The sequence below is a fragment of the Klebsiella sp. ZJOU C1 genome, assembly GCF_035620215.1.
GTDB classification, from domain to species: Bacteria; Pseudomonadota; Gammaproteobacteria; order Enterobacterales; family Enterobacteriaceae; genus Klebsiella; species Klebsiella variicola.
Genome location: NZ_CP141644.1, coordinates 2745940 through 2763160 on the forward strand (window position 1 = coordinate 2745940; position 17221 = coordinate 2763160).

Below are 17221 nucleotides of genomic sequence, written 5' to 3' on the forward strand. Positions count from 1 at the left end.
CGCGCTGAAGATGGCCTCTTGTTAATGACTCAATCTCTGATGCATGAAATCAATAAGCGCTCTTGTTTTTGCCGGCAAGTAACGCCGATCTGAATACAGAGCGAACAATTGCAAGGGGGCTGCCGATTGTTCAAATTCAATCTCGATTAACCGCCCATCATCAATATAGGGTTGGCAGGCTTGTTTCGACAGGATGGCAAAACCGACACCTGAGATGGCCGCCCGCCCTGCCATCTCTCCGCTGTTGACCCGATAACGACCGTTAACCTTGATCGTCTCGAATCCGCCCTTTTTATTCACAAACTGCCAGGGAGCGCCTTTAAGCGCATTCACCGTTGTAATACAGGGTAACTCTTCAAATTGCTGTATTCGAGAAGGCGTGCCATAACGCTGGATGACGGAGGGGGCCGCAACGATGGTGCAAGGGATCGTCACCAGATGACGGGCGATGTAGTCACTGTCATCCATCTGACCACGGCTAACAATGACAGCTAAATCCAGATCATCTCGCAGGGATTCATAACCCGACAAATTTGTGACGCAACTTATCTCCAGATCCGGATGCTGACAGGCGAAATCAGCAACAACAGAGCCCAGCAATACAGGACCGATTTCATTGGGAATACAGATACGTAATGGCCCCTTGAATTGCATTTGTCGCAACGTTAATTCGGTTTCAGTTTGCTCAAGTGCTTCCAGTAATGGCTTCGCCCGGGTATAGAGTAGATGCCCCGCCTGTGTGAGTTTCATATGTCGGGTACTGCGCTCAATGAGCTGAAGGTTCAGTTTGTCTTCTAACTGAGAAATGCAACGGCTCACATTTGATGTCGGCATTTCCAGGGCTTTCGATGCCCCGACAAAACTGTCTCTTTCCACCACAGCAATGAAGATTTTCAGCGCATTAAAGTCAAGAACTGGCCGCATCAACTATCCCACATATGATAATAATGAGTGCCATTTTTACCATCTAATCGACAAGTTTGATAGCAGTTAAGCTAGGATATCTTTCATCCACAGGTCGCTTGCTATGCCACTGGTCACCACAACATTTAATCAAAAGACGCTCATTCGGATTGCAATGGTAATCGCTTTTGTCCAGTTTACTAATGCGCTGGAATATATGATGTTCAGCCCTGTTTTTACATTTATGGCTGCAGATTTCGCTGTTCCCGTCACCTTCTCAGGCTATGTATCCGGTATGTACACATCTGGAGCCGTCCTGTCAGGAATTATCGCCTTTTACTGGGTTGACCGTTGCAATAAGAAACGTTTTTTAATTGCCAATATGGTACTGCTAGCCATGGCGACACTGTTGACGACATTGACCACCAGTTTTCCTCTTCTTCTTACATTGCGCTTTTTCGCAGGACTGGTTGGCGGTACGACAATGGGGGTGGGGATCACTATTTTGATAAACCACACGCCGGCTGACTTGCGCGGAAAAATGTTGGCGACGGTGATTGCGTCATTTTCGATGGTCAGCATCGTGGGGATGCCCGCTGTACTATTTTTGTGTACTCATTACGGTTGGCATGTCGCGTTGTGGTTAATCTGTACACTGTGTTGGTTGGCATTGCCACTGATCGTCTCCATCATCCCTCAGGATCCCGTCACTTTCGACACGTCCCACGCGCTGCCCCTCGATGTAGATACTTTACTGTTTGCTTCCGGTAATGCGCTGGTACAGTTTAGTCCAATGCTGATCATTCCTGTCCTGGCGCCATTAATGACGCAGCTGTTGGGGGCTTCTCAAGGTCTGCTGCCCTGGTTGTTCTTCGGCGGGGGCCTGGCGGGGTATCTGTCTACCAGAATGACAGGCGCATTAACCTCTCGTGTTTCTGCTTTGAGTTTGGCGACCGGGTCGACCCTCGTTTTTATCCTGAGCTTACTGATACCCCTGATGGGCTATCCGCATCCAGCGCTATTTATTACGTTATTTCTCGGCGCAGCTTACAGTCGTCTGGTGTCATCGTCGGCGGTGACGATTCAGTTTCCTGATAACAAGCAACGAGCGGGATTCTCTTCATTACAGACATCCATGATGTATCTGATGACGACTGCCGCATTTTTCCTGTCTGCTTTTTTGTTACCCGACCATCGCATGGCGCTACAAAATATGGACATGCTGTTGGCGGTATGTGCAATTACCGCATCAGGAACCCCAATTATTGTCATCGTTTTGCAAAAGAAACTGGCTAAGCGTACGTTCGAGCCCGATCGTTTCACCACTGAGTAGAACAGGGCGCGCCCTGCCCTGGACCTTTAAAACCCAGATGTGGTCGCTAAATTGAGATGAGGGGCGTTATTTAGTACCTGGCGGGAAGCTTATGGATTTTGATGAGTCTTCCCTCCTCCATTTCGATAAAACCACCCGTTTTTAAATCCGCAAGAATACGCATGACACCGCTGCGAGACAGATGGGTTTTCTCGCGGATGTAGAGTTCTGCTGTGACTGCCGCGCGATAACTCTCATCTTCTTCTATGAGATTGAGCAACTGCTGGCGGATCATTTCGTACGCCGTCGGAGCGCCCTGCGGCATCACGTTGTTGTAAAGTCGGCCATACACAAACATCAGTTGCTTTGAGAGCAGTCCCCATAACGATTTTTCTTTAATAATGTCATTAACACGAGCGGTGGAGATCTCGCCAATCAGGCAGGGGTTTATGGTTTTGATATAGTCATCGAAGTAAATATCCGTCAGATTGGCAAGACCAAACACGGCGGGACTGCGTGCAGTGGACAGCATCATATTATCGTTTCGGCGATAAACCGCTACGGTTCCCTCGAGGATCAGGTAACACACCCCCTGGCCGTTCACCTTGAAATCCAGTTGCTCCCCTCTTTCGGTTTTACGTGGTGTGCAATACGGCTGTAAGTGAGTAATCAGCTCTTGCGCGTAGGGTGAACCTTTGTGAGGTCTTTCTGAAGAGGACATAACCGATAACCTTAATATTGACCTGTCTGATTATAGCGTGGCTTCCAGTCGCGGGTATCCTCATCGTCAGTATTTTCGAGGCAAATGGTTGATATCAAGCAGTATACCCCGTTCCATGGTGATGTACTTCCCGGTTCGTAGCTCGGCCAGAATTCGCATAATCCCGCTCCGTGAAAGATAGGTTCGGCTCTTAATATAGGCTGCAGCCGTAATTTTTTGCCGTATCGCATCCGGCTCTTGCATGAGTTCAACAAGCTGAAAGCGGATGATGTCATAAGCTGACATCTGCGAGATTTGTGCGCAATGCTCATACACCCGGGAGGCCGTGTAAATGAGGAGTTTCGAAAAATGCTCCCACAGATCCAGGTGTGCCACGATGTGATTAAAACAATCCAGTGGCACACGAGCGATCTCTGACGTCTCCAGCGCTCTCACATAAAGATGCTCTGAGGAAAACTGACTACTGACGCCCAGAATAAACGGTGCTGATTCAGAATTTAAAACAATGCCATCGCCGCGACGGTGCAGCGCAACGCTACCTTGCAATAGCAAAAAGCACTGCCGGATATCATCTTTATAATAATGCACGACGTCACCTCTGCCGATCACGACTCTTTCTGCTGCTGGCAACACATGTTTTATCAATGTCTCAATGTGCCGGAATGGTTTTAATTCCAGAGCAAGTGATTTGTCATGGTTTTCCGGGGGGGTTAAGCGCGTGTTCATAAGCAGCCTCAATTCCTCAACTGTGATCGCTTTTTGTATCGTCCTGAAGAATTATCTTAAAAATTAAGAATCCACGGAATATTGAGTTGCAGTCTAAAAGTAGACCCGCCCAAAGACGCTCTCTAAGTTATTGATTTTTTAATCCATGAGGTGTCGGTCTAAAAATAGACTGAGCATTAACAATGCCAATAAACAAGCAATAAATGTTGAATATTCGTTAAATGAAAGTCTACAGGTAGACCCAGAAAATAATTGAGTTTAAGAAAATGATTAGATAAATTTTAGCCAGTCAGCAGAACAGTTCAGGGTTTTACCGTAATGAATTATGGCTGCCATGCTGCACAGTAAAATAAAGGCACCGGTATATAAAGAGTGTATACGCTCCTCGGCACCCTATTGCCTGAATACGAGTGGTATACAAAGTTAATAAGGAAACAGAGTAATGAAAAAAAGTCTTATTTTAGTTGCATTGACCGCAACTGCAGCGCTGTCAACATCTCACGCTTTTGCTGCCGCTGGCACCGTAAATTTCGTTGGGAACATTCTGGATACTGCCTGTGAAGTCGATGTGGCATCGCAAAACCAGCAGGTTAACCTCGGTAATTTTTATAAAAGTGAATTTCCGAACAGTGGCACAAAAGCGGCTGCAAAAGATTTTAATATTGTGCTTAAAAACTGTCCAACCACGGTGACTTCAACAAAAGTACGCTTTGATGGCACCCCCGATCTGACCAACCCTAACCTGCTGGCTATTGATACCTCAGCCTCCAGTGCGGCGTCAGGGGTGGCGATTAACCTGATGACTGCCGATAAAGTCGATCTGCCTTTGCACGGTGAGAACAGCTATAACTACGTGCTTAGCAGCACCCAGGACAATACGCTGAAATTCTATGCGCAATATATCTCCACCACGGCATCAGTAACGCCGGGTACGGCCAACTCCGTTGCTAACTTCTCCATTGTATATAACTGATTTTCTGTTCAGAAAACCTGATGGGGTCGATACGGCCCCATGTTTTAGAGGTCTAAAATGAATGTTCTTCGCAGTATCTTGCTCACCACCACGATAATGAGTATTGGCTTATCTTTTGCTCAGGCGGGTGTCGTTATTGGTGGCACGCGCGTCATTTTTGATGGTAATAAAAAAGAAGCTTCTATTAGCATAAACAACCCGGATAACACCCCCTATCTTATCCAGTCATGGATTGAAACGCCGGGTGATGGGGTCGGGAAGGCACCTTTTATTATTACCCCACCGTTATATCGACTGAATAATGGGCAACAAAACGTCGAGCGCATTGTTGCCACCGGCACATTACCTCAGGATAAAGAGAGTCTGTTTTGGCTTAATATAAAAGCTATACCCTCCGCATCTCAAGTTGACAATACGCTGCAAATTGCCATTAAAACCCGAATTAAACTCATCTACCGGCCGGCGACGATGAAAGGCGCCGCCCCTGAAGAACAGGCCGATAAATTACGCTGGCAACGCGTAGGGAATAAAATACAGGTAAACAATCCGACTCAGCATGTCATGAATTTTAATGAAATCTCGCTTGCAGGTAAAAGAGTGCCTGATGTCAGTTATGTATTACCCGGCAGTACGGCGATGTTTGATTTACCCTCCGGCGTAACGGGCGGGCCAGTGACATTCAAAATTATCAATGACTATGGCAGTCCCGGGGCAGAACACAAAGCCAGTCTGTAGGCTGGCGAAAAGACACTGAGTGGGATTTATGATGATGGCAATGGATTATATAAAAGTACGATCTCCACGGTTGGCATTGTTGATAACCATCGCGCTCTTCGGTAATACACAAAATAGCTATAGTCGCGATTTTTTTAACCCAGAGCTGGTTGAACTGGATAATCCAGGGACAGAAAGAGTCGATCTTTCAGGTTTTGAATCTGGTGCGCAAGCCCCCGGGAATTATCATGTTGATGTCGTCCTGGACGATCAGTTAGTCGATACTCGCGATATCATGTTTGTTTTGCTGAAAGAACCTGGCGGTGATGAAAAATTAGTCCACTGTTTATCCATTGAGCAATTAGCAAGCTGGGGAGTCAAGACTGGACTTTTTCCTGCGTTAAAGGGAGAAACCTCCTGTGCGAACCTGTCCGCCATTCCTCAGGCCAGTACAGATTTCCAGTTTGCCATGCAGCGTCTGGTATTGAGCATTCCGCAAGCGGCAATCTCAGCGCAAGCTCGTGGATCGGTGCCACCGGATCGCTGGGATGAAGGGATTAACGCCGCCCTGCTTAACTACAGTCTGAGTGGGGCGAATAACTGGGCCAAAAATAACAACGGCAGCAACAGTGATAGCCAGTATGCCAACCTGCGTCCGGGAGTAAACATCGGCCCCTGGAGGTTAAGAAATTACACCACCTGGTCGCGAGATTCACAGGGCCACGATGCCTGGGACACGGTTTATACCTATGCACAACGTACGATAATCCCGTTAAAGTCGCAGCTCACACTGGGTGACAGTTCTGCCCCGGCAGATGTTTTCGACAGTATGCCTTTCCGGGGAGGACAACTTGCTTCCGATGATGACATGCTGCCCGACTCCCTTAAGGGCTATGCCCCTGTGGTGCGTGGTATCGCCCGGACCAATGCCCAGGTGATCATCCGCCAGAATGGCTATCAGATTTACCAGAGCTTTGTGGCGCCGGGCGCGTTTGAAATTACGGACATGTATCCTACCGGCGGCGCCGGCGATCTTGATGTCACGATTAAAGAGGCTGATGGTAGTGAGCAGCACTTTAGCGTGCCATTTGCCTCACTTCCCGTATTACAGCGTGAAGGCCGAATAAAATATGCGTTAACGGGCGGCCAATATCGTTCGTACAACGGCAGCGTGGATAAGACACCCTTTGGCCAGATGAGCGTTATTCTCGGCTTGCCCTACGGGTTCACGTTTTACGGTGGATTGCAGGAGTCGAGTAAATATCAGTCGCTTGCCGCGGGCGTGGGTAAAAACATGGGTGGCTTTGGCGCTATCTCCAGCGACATCACCCAGGGCTGGTCCACGCCGTACAATATGCCGAAATCCAACGGTCAATCCTGGCGGGCTCGATACAGTAAAAACTTTGCTTCAACAGGCACTAACTTTGCGATTGCCGGCTACCGCTATTCGACCAGCGGCTACTATGGCATGCAGGAGGTCCTTGATTCTTATGGTGACAGTAATGCGCTCCAGGATAGACGCCGAAACCGTGCGGAGCTGACGTTGAGCCAGGGGTTGGGAGATAATCTGGGATCGTTGATGCTGAACGCCTCGCATGAAGATTACTGGAATTCAGGTAAGGCGATGGAATCCTGGAGCGTTGGGTATAACAACTACTGGCACAGTATCAGTTACGGTCTGACATGGACCCTGAGCAGGAATGGTAGTACGGGATCGTACAGCGCTCACCAGAGCGACGGTAAAAACCAGATGCTGGCGCTAAATATCAGCATCCCGCTGGAAAAACTCTTGCCGCAGACATGGGCTAACTATGGCATGAATGCCAGCAAGCATAACGGTACGACACACAGTGTTGGGTTGAATGGCGTTGCGATGCCGAATAATGCGCTTAACTGGAATATTCAACAGGGTTACGGCACTCACGACGTGGCCTATACCGGCAATATAAATGGTGATTATCGAGGCACCTATGGCGAACTGACGGCCGGGTACAGCTATGACAAAAATACCGACCGTCTGAATTATGGGATTCAGGGAGGCGTGGTTGCGCATGCCAATGGCGTGACGTTCTCTCAGCCACTGGGTGAAACCAACGTGCTGATTGCTGCCCCCGGGGCTGCCGGTGTAGGAATCCAGAATATGACCGGCGCGACAACCGATTATCGCGGATACACGCTTGCCTCTAACTTAATGCCTTATCGCAAAAATGATGTGTCATTAATCACTGAAACATTGCCGGCTAACGTTGAGTTAGAACAAACGGTCAAAACCGTGGTCCCGACGCGTGGCGCGATTGTCAGGGCGAACTATCTGGCAAGCGTAGGCGTTCGCATGTTGATGAGCTTGACCCAGCAAAACGGCCAGTCGGTTCCGTTTGGTGCAATTGCCAGCATTGAAGGCGCAGAACACAGCAGCTTTATCGTTGGCGAAAGCGGTCAGGTGTATTTGACGGGCCTGGCTCCCCAGGTCAACCTGACCGTGAAATGGGGAAATCAATCCGCAAACACCTGCAGGGTGCATTACTCGATTAATATGGCGAAGCTGAATAACGATGTGATTATCGATAATGCTGCTTGCCGTTAACGTTGAACTGAATTTTTAAATCAGGTGCATAGATATGCGACTTTTCCGATCTGCATTATTAATGCTGGCTTTGTTGTTTCCCTTGAGTGGCATCTGCTGTAACTATAATTTTATCGGCTCTCCCTATACTGTGGATTATGGCAATATTATCGTTCAGCGCGATGTCCCCGTTGGGCAAGCAATCAGCAATGAGATATATGGCTCCTTAGCACATGCCTATTCCTGCGTTACAACCGGCAATGAAGGGTCAAGCTCAGGGATGAAAAGCGGGGTTTTACCCTATGTCGCGACGTACGGGGCGCGGCGTGTTTATAAAACCAATGTGCCTGGGGTGGGTATTTCTTTTGGCTTTTATATGAATTCCAAAGCAGGTGTATCGACTTATAGCGGCACCGATTATATTGACCGCGGTAACGCTTCATTGTCCAGTTGGTCATCAAACCCTGGAGAGTTAGTTAGCCATGACTATCAGCCGGTTATACAATTCTGGAAGATTGGTAATATTACATCCGGCTCAGTGACGGGGCAACTTGCATCGTTTGTCGCCTTCACAATGCAATATCTCGGCGGAGAACAAGCTCCTGAGATACCTGTAAATGCGGGGGCCGGATCTATTACCCAGGTGGCATGTGCGGTAAAAACATCGAATATTTTATTTGAACTGGGGGACGTCTTGGTTAGTGAATTCGGCTCTGCGGTAGGCACAACGCCCGCTAATGCGCAGAAGACGCAGAATCTCATTCTGGACTGCGATGCCGGAGCCAATATTAACGTCATGCTCACCGGGCCACAAAATCCCGACGTCAGCGATAATACCGTGCTGGCATTAACCGGTCAGGGCAGCGCAGGCGTCGCCCGTGGGGTTGGCGTGCAGCTGGTTTATAACAATACTCCCCTCACCCTTGGCAATAATCTGGTTTTGAAGAGAACCACGGGTGGCCAGGAGATGTTCCCGTTAACAGCACGCTATTATCAGACCAATACAACGGTAACCACCGGCATCGCAAACGCGTCCGCAACGCTGAGCCTTACCTATCAATAAGGGCTGTTAAATGAAAATGAATATACTAGTCTTGCTGATGGCATGCGTAACAGCATTACCTGCGCTGTCGGCAGACAATGTAGATATTAAAGTCACAGGCCGTATTATCGCAGCACCCTGCGTTTTTAACGGTGGAAATTCAAATATGAATATCGATCTTGGTAATATCCAGGCAACAAATATGTTCACACCTGGATCTTCGTCCGATCCGGTTTCTTTTAACCTGCTATTTACCAGCTGTCCGCCGGGTACGCTGAGTGTGACGACCCGTTTTAGCGGAACGCCTGACCCGGAAGCGGGCATGAATTATTACCAAAACAGCGGCACGGCCACCCGCGTGGCGATTGCTATGTCTGATGCCACTACGGGTGTGTTAATGGGCAATGGATCCAGCATCACCCAAAATATTGCCGCAGACAGAACGGCGAAGATGCCGATGAAAGCGATGGTCACTTCTGTGGCAGGAAGACCGACACCAGGTTCCATTCGCGCCGTCGTCGTTTTGACAATGCAGTACAACTGACTGGCCGCTGGCTATAGAGGATCCTATGCGCGCTAGTCGTTTTCCTCTTCAGGGAACTAACCGGGTGATAGTACATACTGCATCTATTACCCACATTCAGGAGAGCTATTATGTTTCGGTATGGTAAATGGTTAATATTGTAATAAAAGAGCCGGATACCCTCTTTCAGCGTGGACTGACCTTTTTATTTAGTGATTTCTTTTCCCAACACAATACCAAAGTTGATTTCAATTTTAACTTTACGTCGGAAAGTGTGAAGGTAGCGGACGTCATTGTGCTGGCATTATGTCCAGGAGAGTGTTTTATTTGCTGTCCTGAACTGCAGGAGCGAAAAAAAGGGATTGTGATTGGCGTTGTTGATGATGATACGCGTGTTACGGCTTTACCTTCTTGTTTTCAGGATATTATCTTTATTTCTCGTCGGGATTCCGTCACGCGGTTACGTACATCATTGCACGGTGCCTGGCTCCGGCTGCAGCAGACAAATACGCGACAGTCATCCATGTCCTGTTGTGATTGCCAGCCCACCAGGCTGTCTCCACAGCAGATCCGCATCATGACCTGTTTATATGAGGGGATGTCGGTCCAGCAAATTGCAGACGAACTCATGATTAGTGAGAAAACGGTCTATGCGCATAAATATATGGTCATGAGAAAATTTAACTTACGCAACGATTATGAGCTAATGCTCCTGCTCAATAAACTGACCAAAAATTGCGCCTGGCCAGGTGGCTTTATAAATATATAACTCAATGATAGCAAAGGTGATAAAAACAACTGATACAGGGGCATACGCCCCTGCGTGACTACCGGCGGCTCATGGCCAGCTTCGCGGCAAATAGCAGAAACAGGCAGCCGGTTGTCCGGTCCATCCATTTCACCACGGCTGGTTTTTTCAGGATGCCGGCGGCATAGCGAGTGGCGGTAATCAGCGTTAATGACCACAGCGTCCCAATCAATACATGGATGGTGACCAGGAGAAAGGTCCAGCTGACGGGTGAATGCCCGGCGGGGATAAACTGGGGCAAAAACGAAACGTAGAAGACGCCCATTTTGGGGTTAAGCACATTTCCCAGCATCCCACGCAGGAACCAGTTACTCGTGGAATCTGATTCGGCCGGGTGGGTGTTAAATTGCTGGCGTGGGCGCAGGAGCAACTGGATGCCCAGCCAGCAAAGGTATCCTGCTCCGCACCATTTCAATAAGGTATAAGCCAACTCAGAAACCGCCAGTAGCGCACCTAAACCAAAGGCCACCAGCGCGCCCCAGATAAAGCATCCAAGATCAATGCCTAACGCGGCATGTAAGGCTTTGCGTCCCCCTTCAGCGGTCGCCGTGCGGAGAATAAGAGCAGTATCAAGACCTGGCGTCAGGGTAAGCAGTGTGGCTGCGAGGGTGTAAGCAAGAAGTGAATCAGTGACGAGCATTTCCTGTCTCCGAAAGAGACAAGGCTACTGAAGCATTCACATTTTTGCAACAACAATGTTCACCCTGCTCCACTTTTACCCAGCCGTCTACCTGACGCAACTCAGCCCATAACTAAGGACCCCTCGGTTATGGGCTGATTTGCAGGACTAGCTCAACGCCATTGATAAAATAATACAGGGGTAAGTTAGCTCACTTTAATATCATCAAGGTCGATATCCTCTTCTTCGTGATCATGAGTAACCATCACATCACGCGGAATATCTTTTTTGATGACAGCATAAACCGTGGCGGTAACAACAATATTCACCAGCAGGGCCATAATGCCAGCCATCGGGTGTGACATGGTGGGGATCATCAGTACCCCACCAAAAGGCACCGTGGCATCCGCACCATACACCATGGTGACTGCGCCACCGCACGCGCCACCGATGGCCGCGGCGGCGATACCGCGGACGATATCGTTCATGACGATCGGGATAGAGCCTTCAACGATATTAACAATCCCCATTGGAACCGCCGATTTTAAGGTTTCCACTTCTTCACTGTTATAGATGTTCTTACGCAGAAGCTTAGCAATGAAGAAAGCCAGGCCGAAACCAATAGGCGTTGCGGTGTTAACTAACTGAAGCGCGGTAATCGGCTCATTTATTCCCTGCGCCTGCAGCGTGAGAACGAAGGCAAAGCATGTCTTATTAAGCGGGCCGCCAAAGTCAACAATACACAGAGCGCCTATCACTGCGCCCAACACAAGATTCGATGACGTGCCCATACTTCTCAGGAAAGATGTCAGCGCTTCCGTAAAGATACCGATAGGCGTACCAATGATATAGACCATAATCAGGCAGCTGATAATGGAGGCAAAAAAGGGCACGATCAACGTTGGCATCAAACCGCGAGCCCAGTCAGGCACCTTGACGTTTTTAATGATCGCCAGCGCGATATAGCCGGCAATGTAGCCACCGATCATCCCGCCGATAAAGCCTGCGCTGATGGTGTTCGCCGCCAGCCCGACGACAAATCCTGGTGCGATGCCCGGCTTGCCAGCAATCGAGCCGGAAATACCCACCGCAATGACCACCGGCAACAGCCCAAGCGCCTTAGCGCCCAGAGTGGCCATCGCCTGCCATAAATCAAATTGCCCCGGCGTTAACGTGTCCTGCACCGTTCCACCAAGCCCCATGCCGATGGCAATAATAAACCCAGCACCACAGACAATGGGGATCAGAAATGAGATAGCGGTCAGCAGATGTCCTTTAGGATTTGCTGCTTGCCATATTTGTTTTAGAGACATAAATTACGCCCTTAAGTATAGAGTCAGCAGGCCGAAATAAAATTATGAATTGACTATTTCACTGAGTTTTTCAATCAGTTTATTGGGGGATTTCACTGCCGTTTCCGTGGCGACTTTGACCACTTTCTTACCCGCAAACCGTTCTTCTCCCGTCACTTTAACATCCGCGGCAAGCAGAACAATATCTGCCATGGCAATCTCATCAGCGGTTAACTGATTCTCAATGCCGATGGTCCCTTGGGTCTCGATTTTAACGTTATGACCGGCTTTTTTGGCGGCTGTTTCAATTTTCTTTTGAGCAATATAGGTGTGTGCAATCCCCACCGTACAGGCGGTAACTCCGACAATATTCATCACGATTCTCCGTTAATTCATTTAATAATGATATAAAAGAATGTTAACAACTACATATTACGCTTCGGTGCTTTCAGTTTCTGAATTGAAAAGCGCAATGATTTTATATGGATCAGATTCAACCAGTAATTTAGCGATAATGTCTTCGTCGGCCAGTGACCCGGACACTTGCGCTAACAGGCGAATATGAGTTGCATTTTGATCCACCAGGCAAACCGCAAATAAAATAATACAGCGAACATCGCTGCCATCCATGGTCTCCCAGGGAATGGTATGTTGCGTGCGTCCGATGGCTAATGCGGTACGGGAAACACCGGAAGATTTGCCATGCGGGATCGCAATATGATTTTCAAAACCGGTAGAGCCTTGCTCCTCACGTAACCAGACATCACGAATAAAGTCCTCCTTATTAGTCACCGCACCATCCTGTACTAGTAAATCGGTGAGTTCTTCTATCACCTCTTCTTTCGTTCTGGCGGTCATATTTAACTTGATGTTTTTAACATTAAGCACTGTCGAAATATCCATAATTCACCCGCATTCATATAGAGTGGTCGTTGAATAACAGAGCAGGCATCGCTGGCGGGATGCAGGTCTTTTAATTTTTTTTAAATATATGCTGTGGTTCGTAAAAAAATTAATTAGGCAGCGACGGTTTCACGCTGGAAAATCTCGATCATTCTGTCCCATGCCTGGCTGACATCCTCATGGAGAGAAAACAGACCCGATGTCCCTACGATAAAGACATCCACACCGGATTCGGCAATCTGGCCAAACGTTTTTGCATTGCAGGAGCCATCAATTTCTGTCAGATAGTGATAGCCATTATTTTTGCGCATACTGATGAGCTTTCTTATCTTGTTCAGCGATTCAGGAATAAACTTTTGTCCGGCATAGCCCGGATCAACTGACATGACCGTCACTTTATCCAACAGGTGCGCATATTCAGCAATACTTTCAGCCGGTGTCGCCGGGTTCAACACCACCCCGCATTGCTTGCCTGCATCCTTGATCTGATTCAGCAGGCGGAAAATTTTGTTATTCGCCGTCTCGGGATGAAAGCTAATGATATCGGCGCCGGCCTCGAGACACATGGGAATAATATCTTCCGGATGGTTCACCATCAGATGGACATCGATGGGAACGGTAGTGATTTTTTTCAGGTTCTCAATAAAAAAGGGAGACAGTGTGATATTGCGGACGTAATTACCATCCATTATATCAACGTGATAAAAATCCGCTTTTTTATTCATTGCCGTGATCTGTTCTTTGAACTGCGTTAAATCCATGCACATCAGTGAGGGTGAAAATTTCGCGCTCATAAACCATCTCCGATAATAAACAGTTAGTTAAACATTGCGATAATATGCCCCAGAACGATGCCGACAACGCCAAAGTCTGCATCGCCAAAGGTTGTAGACCCCAGGCCCATGTCTCCCATCATTGGCAAAAGGATGGCCGGCAGGAACGAAATGAGCAGGCCGTGGGCAAATGCCCCCACCACTGCCCCGCGACGTCCGCCAGTGATATTGCCGTAAACGCCAGCCGTTGCCCCGCAGAAGAAATGAGGAACCAGCCCTGGAACGATGACGCTCAAACCGAACAGCGGGCAGAGAAACATGCTGACCAGGCCCGCGACAAAGCTTGCGAGAAACCCGACGATGACGGCATTGGGAGCAAAGGGAAACACCGTCGGGCAGTCGAGCGCCGGCTTCGCATCTTTCACTAATTTGTCTGCAATACCTTTAAACGCTGGCACAATTTCGGCAATCACCATACGCACACCGGCGAGGATGATATAAACCCCCGCAGCAAAAGTGAGGGACTGAATAATGGCGAAGATAATAAAGTTCTGACCGGCACTCAGTGTCTCCTCGACAAAGGTTTTGCCCGCGACGACCACCAGCACCAGGAACAGAATCATCATGGTGAGAGAGATGGCCACCGACGAGTCGCGAAGAAAATTGAGTGACTTAGGCACTTTAATTTCTTCAATCGAGGGGCTACCTTTCCCGACGACTTTGCCCACCAGCGCGGAAAGCAGATAACCAATAGAGCCAAAATGGCCGAGAGCCAGATCGTCGGTATTGGTAATTTTACGGGTAAACGGCTGCAAGATCGCCGGAGAGATCACCATCATCGCGCCGAGAATCACCGCCCCGATGGCCACCACCCAACCCCCCGACAATCCCCCGACTGACAAGATCACCGCCAGCATCGCTGCCATATAGAGCGTGTGGTGGCCCGTTAAAAAGATGTACTTTAATGGCGTCAGACGCGCCAGGGCGATATTGATCAACATGCCCAACACCATGATTGTGGCGGTTTCCGTGCCATAATTCTTCTGCGCCAGCGCGGCCATCGCGTCGGTGTTAGGGACCACCCCCTGAATATGAAATGAATGTTCAAACAGCTGGCTAAAAATGGTTAATGTATAGGCAATGATACCGGCGCCTGCCGTTAAAATAACAAAGCCCATGATGGTTTTCAGTGTTCCTGAAATAACATCTGAAATTCCTTTTTTTTGCAACAGCAGACCGATCAGAGAAAACAATCCAACCAGAATTGCCGGTGTCCCTAACACATCATAAATAAGGAAATGAAGCATATTAAACTCCACGGTTCAGAAAGCCGTTGCTTAAATGTGTTCTGCTAAAATCTCTTTGATTTTATTGTTGTCGAGTAAATTACTTAATCCAACAACCTTTGCGGAATGACCAACTAAATGTTCGGCAATATCGTTGGCGCTCAGAATAAGGTCCGCCGTTTCGCTTTTCGCTGACGTCAGGTCGGTATGCGCGACTTCAGCCTCTTTATTCATTTCGGCAAGAATTTTTTTGACATTCATTTCAACGATAAAGCTGCTGCCTAAACCATTGCCGCAGACGATGAGTACTTTTTTCATTCTCTTTTCCTTCAGTCAATAACAGCCTGAATTGCCTTAATATCATCGGCTTTTAACAATCGTTCTAGCTTTTGCTGATCGCTAAAGAGTTCTGCCAGTTCACCGATCATCGTGATATGTTCATTCCCGGAACGAGCGCATAGCATAATAATCACGTATACCGGGTCGTTCTCCGTTGAGCCAAATGATATGCCCTCTTTAATATGAAGGAGCGATAATCCATTCCTCAATGCACCTTGTTCAGGGCGGGCATGGGGCATTGCTAATCCCGGGGCTAATAGATAATAAGGCCCAAGTTCTTCATGGCTTTTCAAAATCGCCTCAATATAGTGCTCTGCCATATACCCCTGCGCCAGCAAAGGTTCTGCTGAGAGTCGAACGGCATTTTTCCAGTTATCTATTGAGTTAATGACATTAATTTTATCCGGGGTTAACCAGTCTCTAATCATATGCACTCCCGAGGGGTCCCATGTGCTGAACTATAAACAGCTAAATAAAATGCAACTGTGATACACCTCCCAAAGTTAGCGCTAACAAGCAAAAATGTTAAAAAATGAGTTACCGCTAACACTGGTTATAATGTGCTTTCCCCCTCGCTGTGGTAAGTTATAATGTGTATCAACGATTTACTTTTGTTACTTTTTATTTTTCAAACGGTTGGTGATCCTGGTGAAGAGTCTAGACGCAGACAATAGCCCGAAAGAAAAACGTCGTAAGGGAACTGGGAAGATAACCCTGACCGAAGTGGCTGAGTTTGTCGGCGTGAGCGCCATGACCGTCTCGCGTGCGCTGAGAATGCCTGAAAAAGTCAACCCTGACCTTCGCGACCGTATTGATGCGGCAGTAAGCCAACTCGGCTATGTCCCCAATCTCCAGGCGCGTAATCTGGCGTCGGTCCATTCCGATCTCATTCTGGCCGTCGTCCCCACCTTCTCTTCGCCAGGTTTTTTGCCGGTGTCGGAGGCGTTACAAAAGATCCTGACTGAACGCGGCTATACCATGATGTTTATGGAATCCGGTCATGACGGCCAAAGCGAACAAAAAACGTTTGAAAAAATGCTCGCCTATAACCCGGCAGCGATTATTCAGTTTAATATCGACACCATTGAGAGCTGTACCCAGCTGCTGGCCAACGTAGATGTGCCTATCCTGGAAATTGGCGCGTTAAATACGCAGTCTGTTGGCATGTGCATCGGTGTGGATTACGGTAAGGCTGTGAAACAGATCGTGACCCACCTGGCGGACGCCTCATTAAAAAATATCGCGTTACTGTGTACCCCGGCCAACAATACAATGTTTCGCCAGCTCCTGAGCGGCTGGAATACGGCGATGCTGGCCCTTAACCGTTCTCCGCATCGGGTAGTGACCACTCATTTGCCTTCCACCATTGCCACAGGGGTGAATATTTTCAAGGATATGATGATCACCTGGGGCGATCTGGATGCGCTAATTTGCACATCGGATGAAATGGCGTGTGGATGCATGATGGCCTGCCACAGCGCCGGGATCAAAGTGCCCAATACCGTAGCCATTGCGAGTTTAGGCGGCGGGGTATTATCGACAGTCTGTTCCCCTGCCCTGACAACCGTTGAATTTCCCTGGCATGACATTGGGGTGAAGGCCGGGAAAGCGCTTCTCGACCTGCTCAACGATAAACCTTGTGAAAAGTTTATTGAAATTCCGTCAGTACTCAAAGTCCGGGCCAGTACCGCGGTATAACCGCCATCCGTGGCTTGCTCTATCGG

19 protein-coding genes are annotated in these 17221 nt (G+C 48.4%); 8 read left to right on the forward strand and 11 right to left on the reverse strand.

Annotated elements, in window-relative coordinates; translation table 11 throughout:
- Nucleotides 1-21 precede the first annotated feature (21 nt).
- Complete coding sequence (locus tag SPE70_RS13110) at nt 22-924, reverse strand: LysR family transcriptional regulator (RefSeq protein WP_004190055.1); 903 nt, start codon at nt 922-924, stop codon at nt 22-24.
- Between the two features lie 103 nt (nt 925-1027).
- Here SPE70_RS13110 and SPE70_RS13115 point away from each other — a divergent pair, with 103 nt between their 5' ends.
- Nucleotides 1028-2236 (forward strand): MFS transporter, encoded by a 1209-nt coding sequence (locus SPE70_RS13115; RefSeq protein ID WP_040968512.1) that lies wholly within the window; start codon nt 1028-1030, stop codon nt 2234-2236.
- A gap of 70 nt (nt 2237-2306) precedes the next feature.
- Here the strand turns inward: SPE70_RS13115 and SPE70_RS13120 are convergent, their stop codons facing one another.
- Both SPE70_RS13120 and SPE70_RS13125 read right to left on the reverse strand, forming a co-directional pair.
- The gene (locus SPE70_RS13120; RefSeq protein WP_004891914.1) at nt 2307-2936 is read right to left on the reverse strand and encodes a helix-turn-helix domain-containing protein; all 630 of its coding nucleotides are present in this window, start codon (nt 2934-2936) and stop codon (nt 2307-2309) included.
- A 66-nt stretch (nt 2937-3002) separates the two neighbouring features.
- The gene (locus tag SPE70_RS13125; protein WP_050887150.1) at nt 3003-3662 is read right to left on the reverse strand and encodes a winged helix-turn-helix transcriptional regulator; all 660 of its coding nucleotides are present in this window, start codon (nt 3660-3662) and stop codon (nt 3003-3005) included.
- A 442-nt stretch (nt 3663-4104) separates the two neighbouring features.
- Here SPE70_RS13125 and SPE70_RS13130 point away from each other — a divergent pair, with 442 nt between their 5' ends.
- The 6 genes from SPE70_RS13130 to SPE70_RS13155 all read left to right on the forward strand — a co-directional run bounded on the left by SPE70_RS13130 (nt 4105) and on the right by SPE70_RS13155 (nt 10246).
- On the forward strand, nt 4105-4635 hold the full coding sequence (locus tag SPE70_RS13130; protein WP_008804859.1) for a fimbrial protein: 531 nt from the start codon (nt 4105-4107) through the stop codon (nt 4633-4635).
- 57 nt (nt 4636-4692) lie between these two features.
- Nucleotides 4693-5370, forward strand: coding sequence for a fimbrial biogenesis chaperone (locus SPE70_RS13135; RefSeq protein ID WP_012968212.1), 678 nt, complete (start codon nt 4693-4695; stop codon nt 5368-5370).
- 28 nt (nt 5371-5398) lie between these two features.
- Entirely contained in the window at nt 5399-7933 is a 2535-nt protein-coding gene (locus SPE70_RS13140) for a fimbria/pilus outer membrane usher protein (RefSeq protein ID WP_136047353.1), read from the forward strand.
- 34 nt (nt 7934-7967) lie between these two features.
- Nucleotides 7968-8975, forward strand: coding sequence for a fimbrial protein (locus SPE70_RS13145; RefSeq protein WP_012968210.1), 1008 nt, complete (start codon nt 7968-7970; stop codon nt 8973-8975).
- Nucleotides 8976-8985: 10 nt separating this feature from the next.
- On the forward strand, nt 8986-9498 hold the full coding sequence (locus SPE70_RS13150; protein ID WP_012968209.1) for a fimbrial protein: 513 nt from the start codon (nt 8986-8988) through the stop codon (nt 9496-9498).
- A 127-nt stretch (nt 9499-9625) separates the two neighbouring features.
- Complete coding sequence (locus SPE70_RS13155) at nt 9626-10246, forward strand: helix-turn-helix transcriptional regulator (protein ID WP_063105573.1); 621 nt, start codon at nt 9626-9628, stop codon at nt 10244-10246.
- A gap of 58 nt (nt 10247-10304) precedes the next feature.
- Here the strand turns inward: SPE70_RS13155 and SPE70_RS13160 are convergent, their stop codons facing one another.
- From SPE70_RS13160 to SPE70_RS13195, 8 genes are all read right to left on the reverse strand, one after another.
- A complete protein-coding gene (locus SPE70_RS13160) occupies nt 10305-10925 on the reverse strand; it encodes a LysE family translocator (protein WP_016161052.1) in 621 nt (206 codons plus the stop codon).
- Between the two features lie 185 nt (nt 10926-11110).
- Nucleotides 11111-12217 carry a PTS fructose transporter subunit IIC gene (locus SPE70_RS13165; protein ID WP_038422559.1) on the reverse strand — a complete coding sequence of 369 codons (1107 nt, stop codon included), beginning with the start codon at nt 12215-12217 and terminating at the stop codon, nt 11111-11113.
- 42 nt (nt 12218-12259) lie between these two features.
- Nucleotides 12260-12571, reverse strand: a complete 312-nt coding sequence (locus tag SPE70_RS13170; RefSeq protein WP_004179922.1) for a PTS fructose transporter subunit IIB — start codon at nt 12569-12571, stop codon at nt 12260-12262.
- Between the two features lie 57 nt (nt 12572-12628).
- Complete coding sequence (locus tag SPE70_RS13175; protein WP_012968206.1) at nt 12629-13099, reverse strand: PTS sugar transporter subunit IIA; 471 nt, start codon at nt 13097-13099, stop codon at nt 12629-12631.
- Nucleotides 13100-13212: 113 nt separating this feature from the next.
- On the reverse strand, nt 13213-13893 hold the full coding sequence (gene alsE / locus SPE70_RS13180) for a D-allulose 6-phosphate 3-epimerase (protein WP_012968205.1): 681 nt from the start codon (nt 13891-13893) through the stop codon (nt 13213-13215).
- A gap of 23 nt (nt 13894-13916) precedes the next feature.
- Entirely contained in the window at nt 13917-15179 is a 1263-nt protein-coding gene (locus tag SPE70_RS13185) for a PTS ascorbate transporter subunit IIC (RefSeq protein WP_012968204.1), read from the reverse strand.
- A 30-nt stretch (nt 15180-15209) separates the two neighbouring features.
- Entirely contained in the window at nt 15210-15476 is a 267-nt protein-coding gene (locus SPE70_RS13190) for a PTS sugar transporter subunit IIB (protein ID WP_012968203.1), read from the reverse strand.
- Between the two features lie 11 nt (nt 15477-15487).
- A complete protein-coding gene (locus SPE70_RS13195) occupies nt 15488-15925 on the reverse strand; it encodes a PTS sugar transporter subunit IIA (protein WP_023322630.1) in 438 nt (145 codons plus the stop codon).
- A 217-nt stretch (nt 15926-16142) separates the two neighbouring features.
- On the opposite strand from SPE70_RS13195, the gene SPE70_RS13200 reads away from it, so the two are divergent.
- Nucleotides 16143-17195, forward strand: coding sequence for a LacI family DNA-binding transcriptional regulator (locus SPE70_RS13200; protein WP_032730998.1), 1053 nt, complete (start codon nt 16143-16145; stop codon nt 17193-17195).
- The last annotated feature ends 26 nt before the right edge of the window (nt 17196-17221 follow it).

Excerpts from the sequence above, each read along its gene's own strand:
- SPE70_RS13135 (WP_012968212.1), top strand. The coding sequence starts at position 4,693 with ATGAATGTTCTTCGCAGTATCTTGCTCACCACCACGATAATGAGTATT.
- SPE70_RS13145 (WP_012968210.1), top strand. The coding sequence starts at position 7,968 with ATGCGACTTTTCCGATCTGCATTATTAATGCTGGCTTTGTTGTTTCCC.
- SPE70_RS13170 (WP_004179922.1), bottom strand. The coding sequence starts at position 12,571 with ATGAATATTGTCGGAGTTACCGCCTGTACGGTGGGGATTGCACACACC.
- SPE70_RS13140 (WP_136047353.1), top strand. The coding sequence starts at position 5,399 with ATGATGATGGCAATGGATTATATAAAAGTACGATCTCCACGGTTGGCA.
- SPE70_RS13190 (WP_012968203.1), bottom strand. The coding sequence starts at position 15,476 with ATGAAAAAAGTACTCATCGTCTGCGGCAATGGTTTAGGCAGCAGCTTT.
- SPE70_RS13155 (WP_063105573.1), top strand. The coding sequence starts at position 9,626 with ATGGTTAATATTGTAATAAAAGAGCCGGATACCCTCTTTCAGCGTGGA.
- SPE70_RS13110 (WP_004190055.1), bottom strand. The coding sequence starts at position 924 with ATGCGGCCAGTTCTTGACTTTAATGCGCTGAAAATCTTCATTGCTGTG.
- SPE70_RS13125 (WP_050887150.1), bottom strand. The coding sequence starts at position 3,662 with ATGAACACGCGCTTAACCCCCCCGGAAAACCATGACAAATCACTTGCT.
- SPE70_RS13115 (WP_040968512.1), top strand. The coding sequence starts at position 1,028 with ATGCCACTGGTCACCACAACATTTAATCAAAAGACGCTCATTCGGATT.
- alsE (WP_012968205.1), bottom strand. The coding sequence starts at position 13,893 with ATGAGCGCGAAATTTTCACCCTCACTGATGTGCATGGATTTAACGCAG.
- SPE70_RS13150 (WP_012968209.1), top strand. The coding sequence starts at position 8,986 with ATGAAAATGAATATACTAGTCTTGCTGATGGCATGCGTAACAGCATTA.
- SPE70_RS13120 (WP_004891914.1), bottom strand. The coding sequence starts at position 2,936 with ATGTCCTCTTCAGAAAGACCTCACAAAGGTTCACCCTACGCGCAAGAG.
- SPE70_RS13165 (WP_038422559.1), bottom strand. The coding sequence starts at position 12,217 with ATGTCTCTAAAACAAATATGGCAAGCAGCAAATCCTAAAGGACATCTG.
- SPE70_RS13185 (WP_012968204.1), bottom strand. The coding sequence starts at position 15,179 with ATGCTTCATTTCCTTATTTATGATGTGTTAGGGACACCGGCAATTCTG.
- SPE70_RS13130 (WP_008804859.1), top strand. The coding sequence starts at position 4,105 with ATGAAAAAAAGTCTTATTTTAGTTGCATTGACCGCAACTGCAGCGCTG.
- SPE70_RS13160 (WP_016161052.1), bottom strand. The coding sequence starts at position 10,925 with ATGCTCGTCACTGATTCACTTCTTGCTTACACCCTCGCAGCCACACTG.
- SPE70_RS13175 (WP_012968206.1), bottom strand. The coding sequence starts at position 13,099 with ATGGATATTTCGACAGTGCTTAATGTTAAAAACATCAAGTTAAATATG.
- SPE70_RS13195 (WP_023322630.1), bottom strand. The coding sequence starts at position 15,925 with ATGATTAGAGACTGGTTAACCCCGGATAAAATTAATGTCATTAACTCA.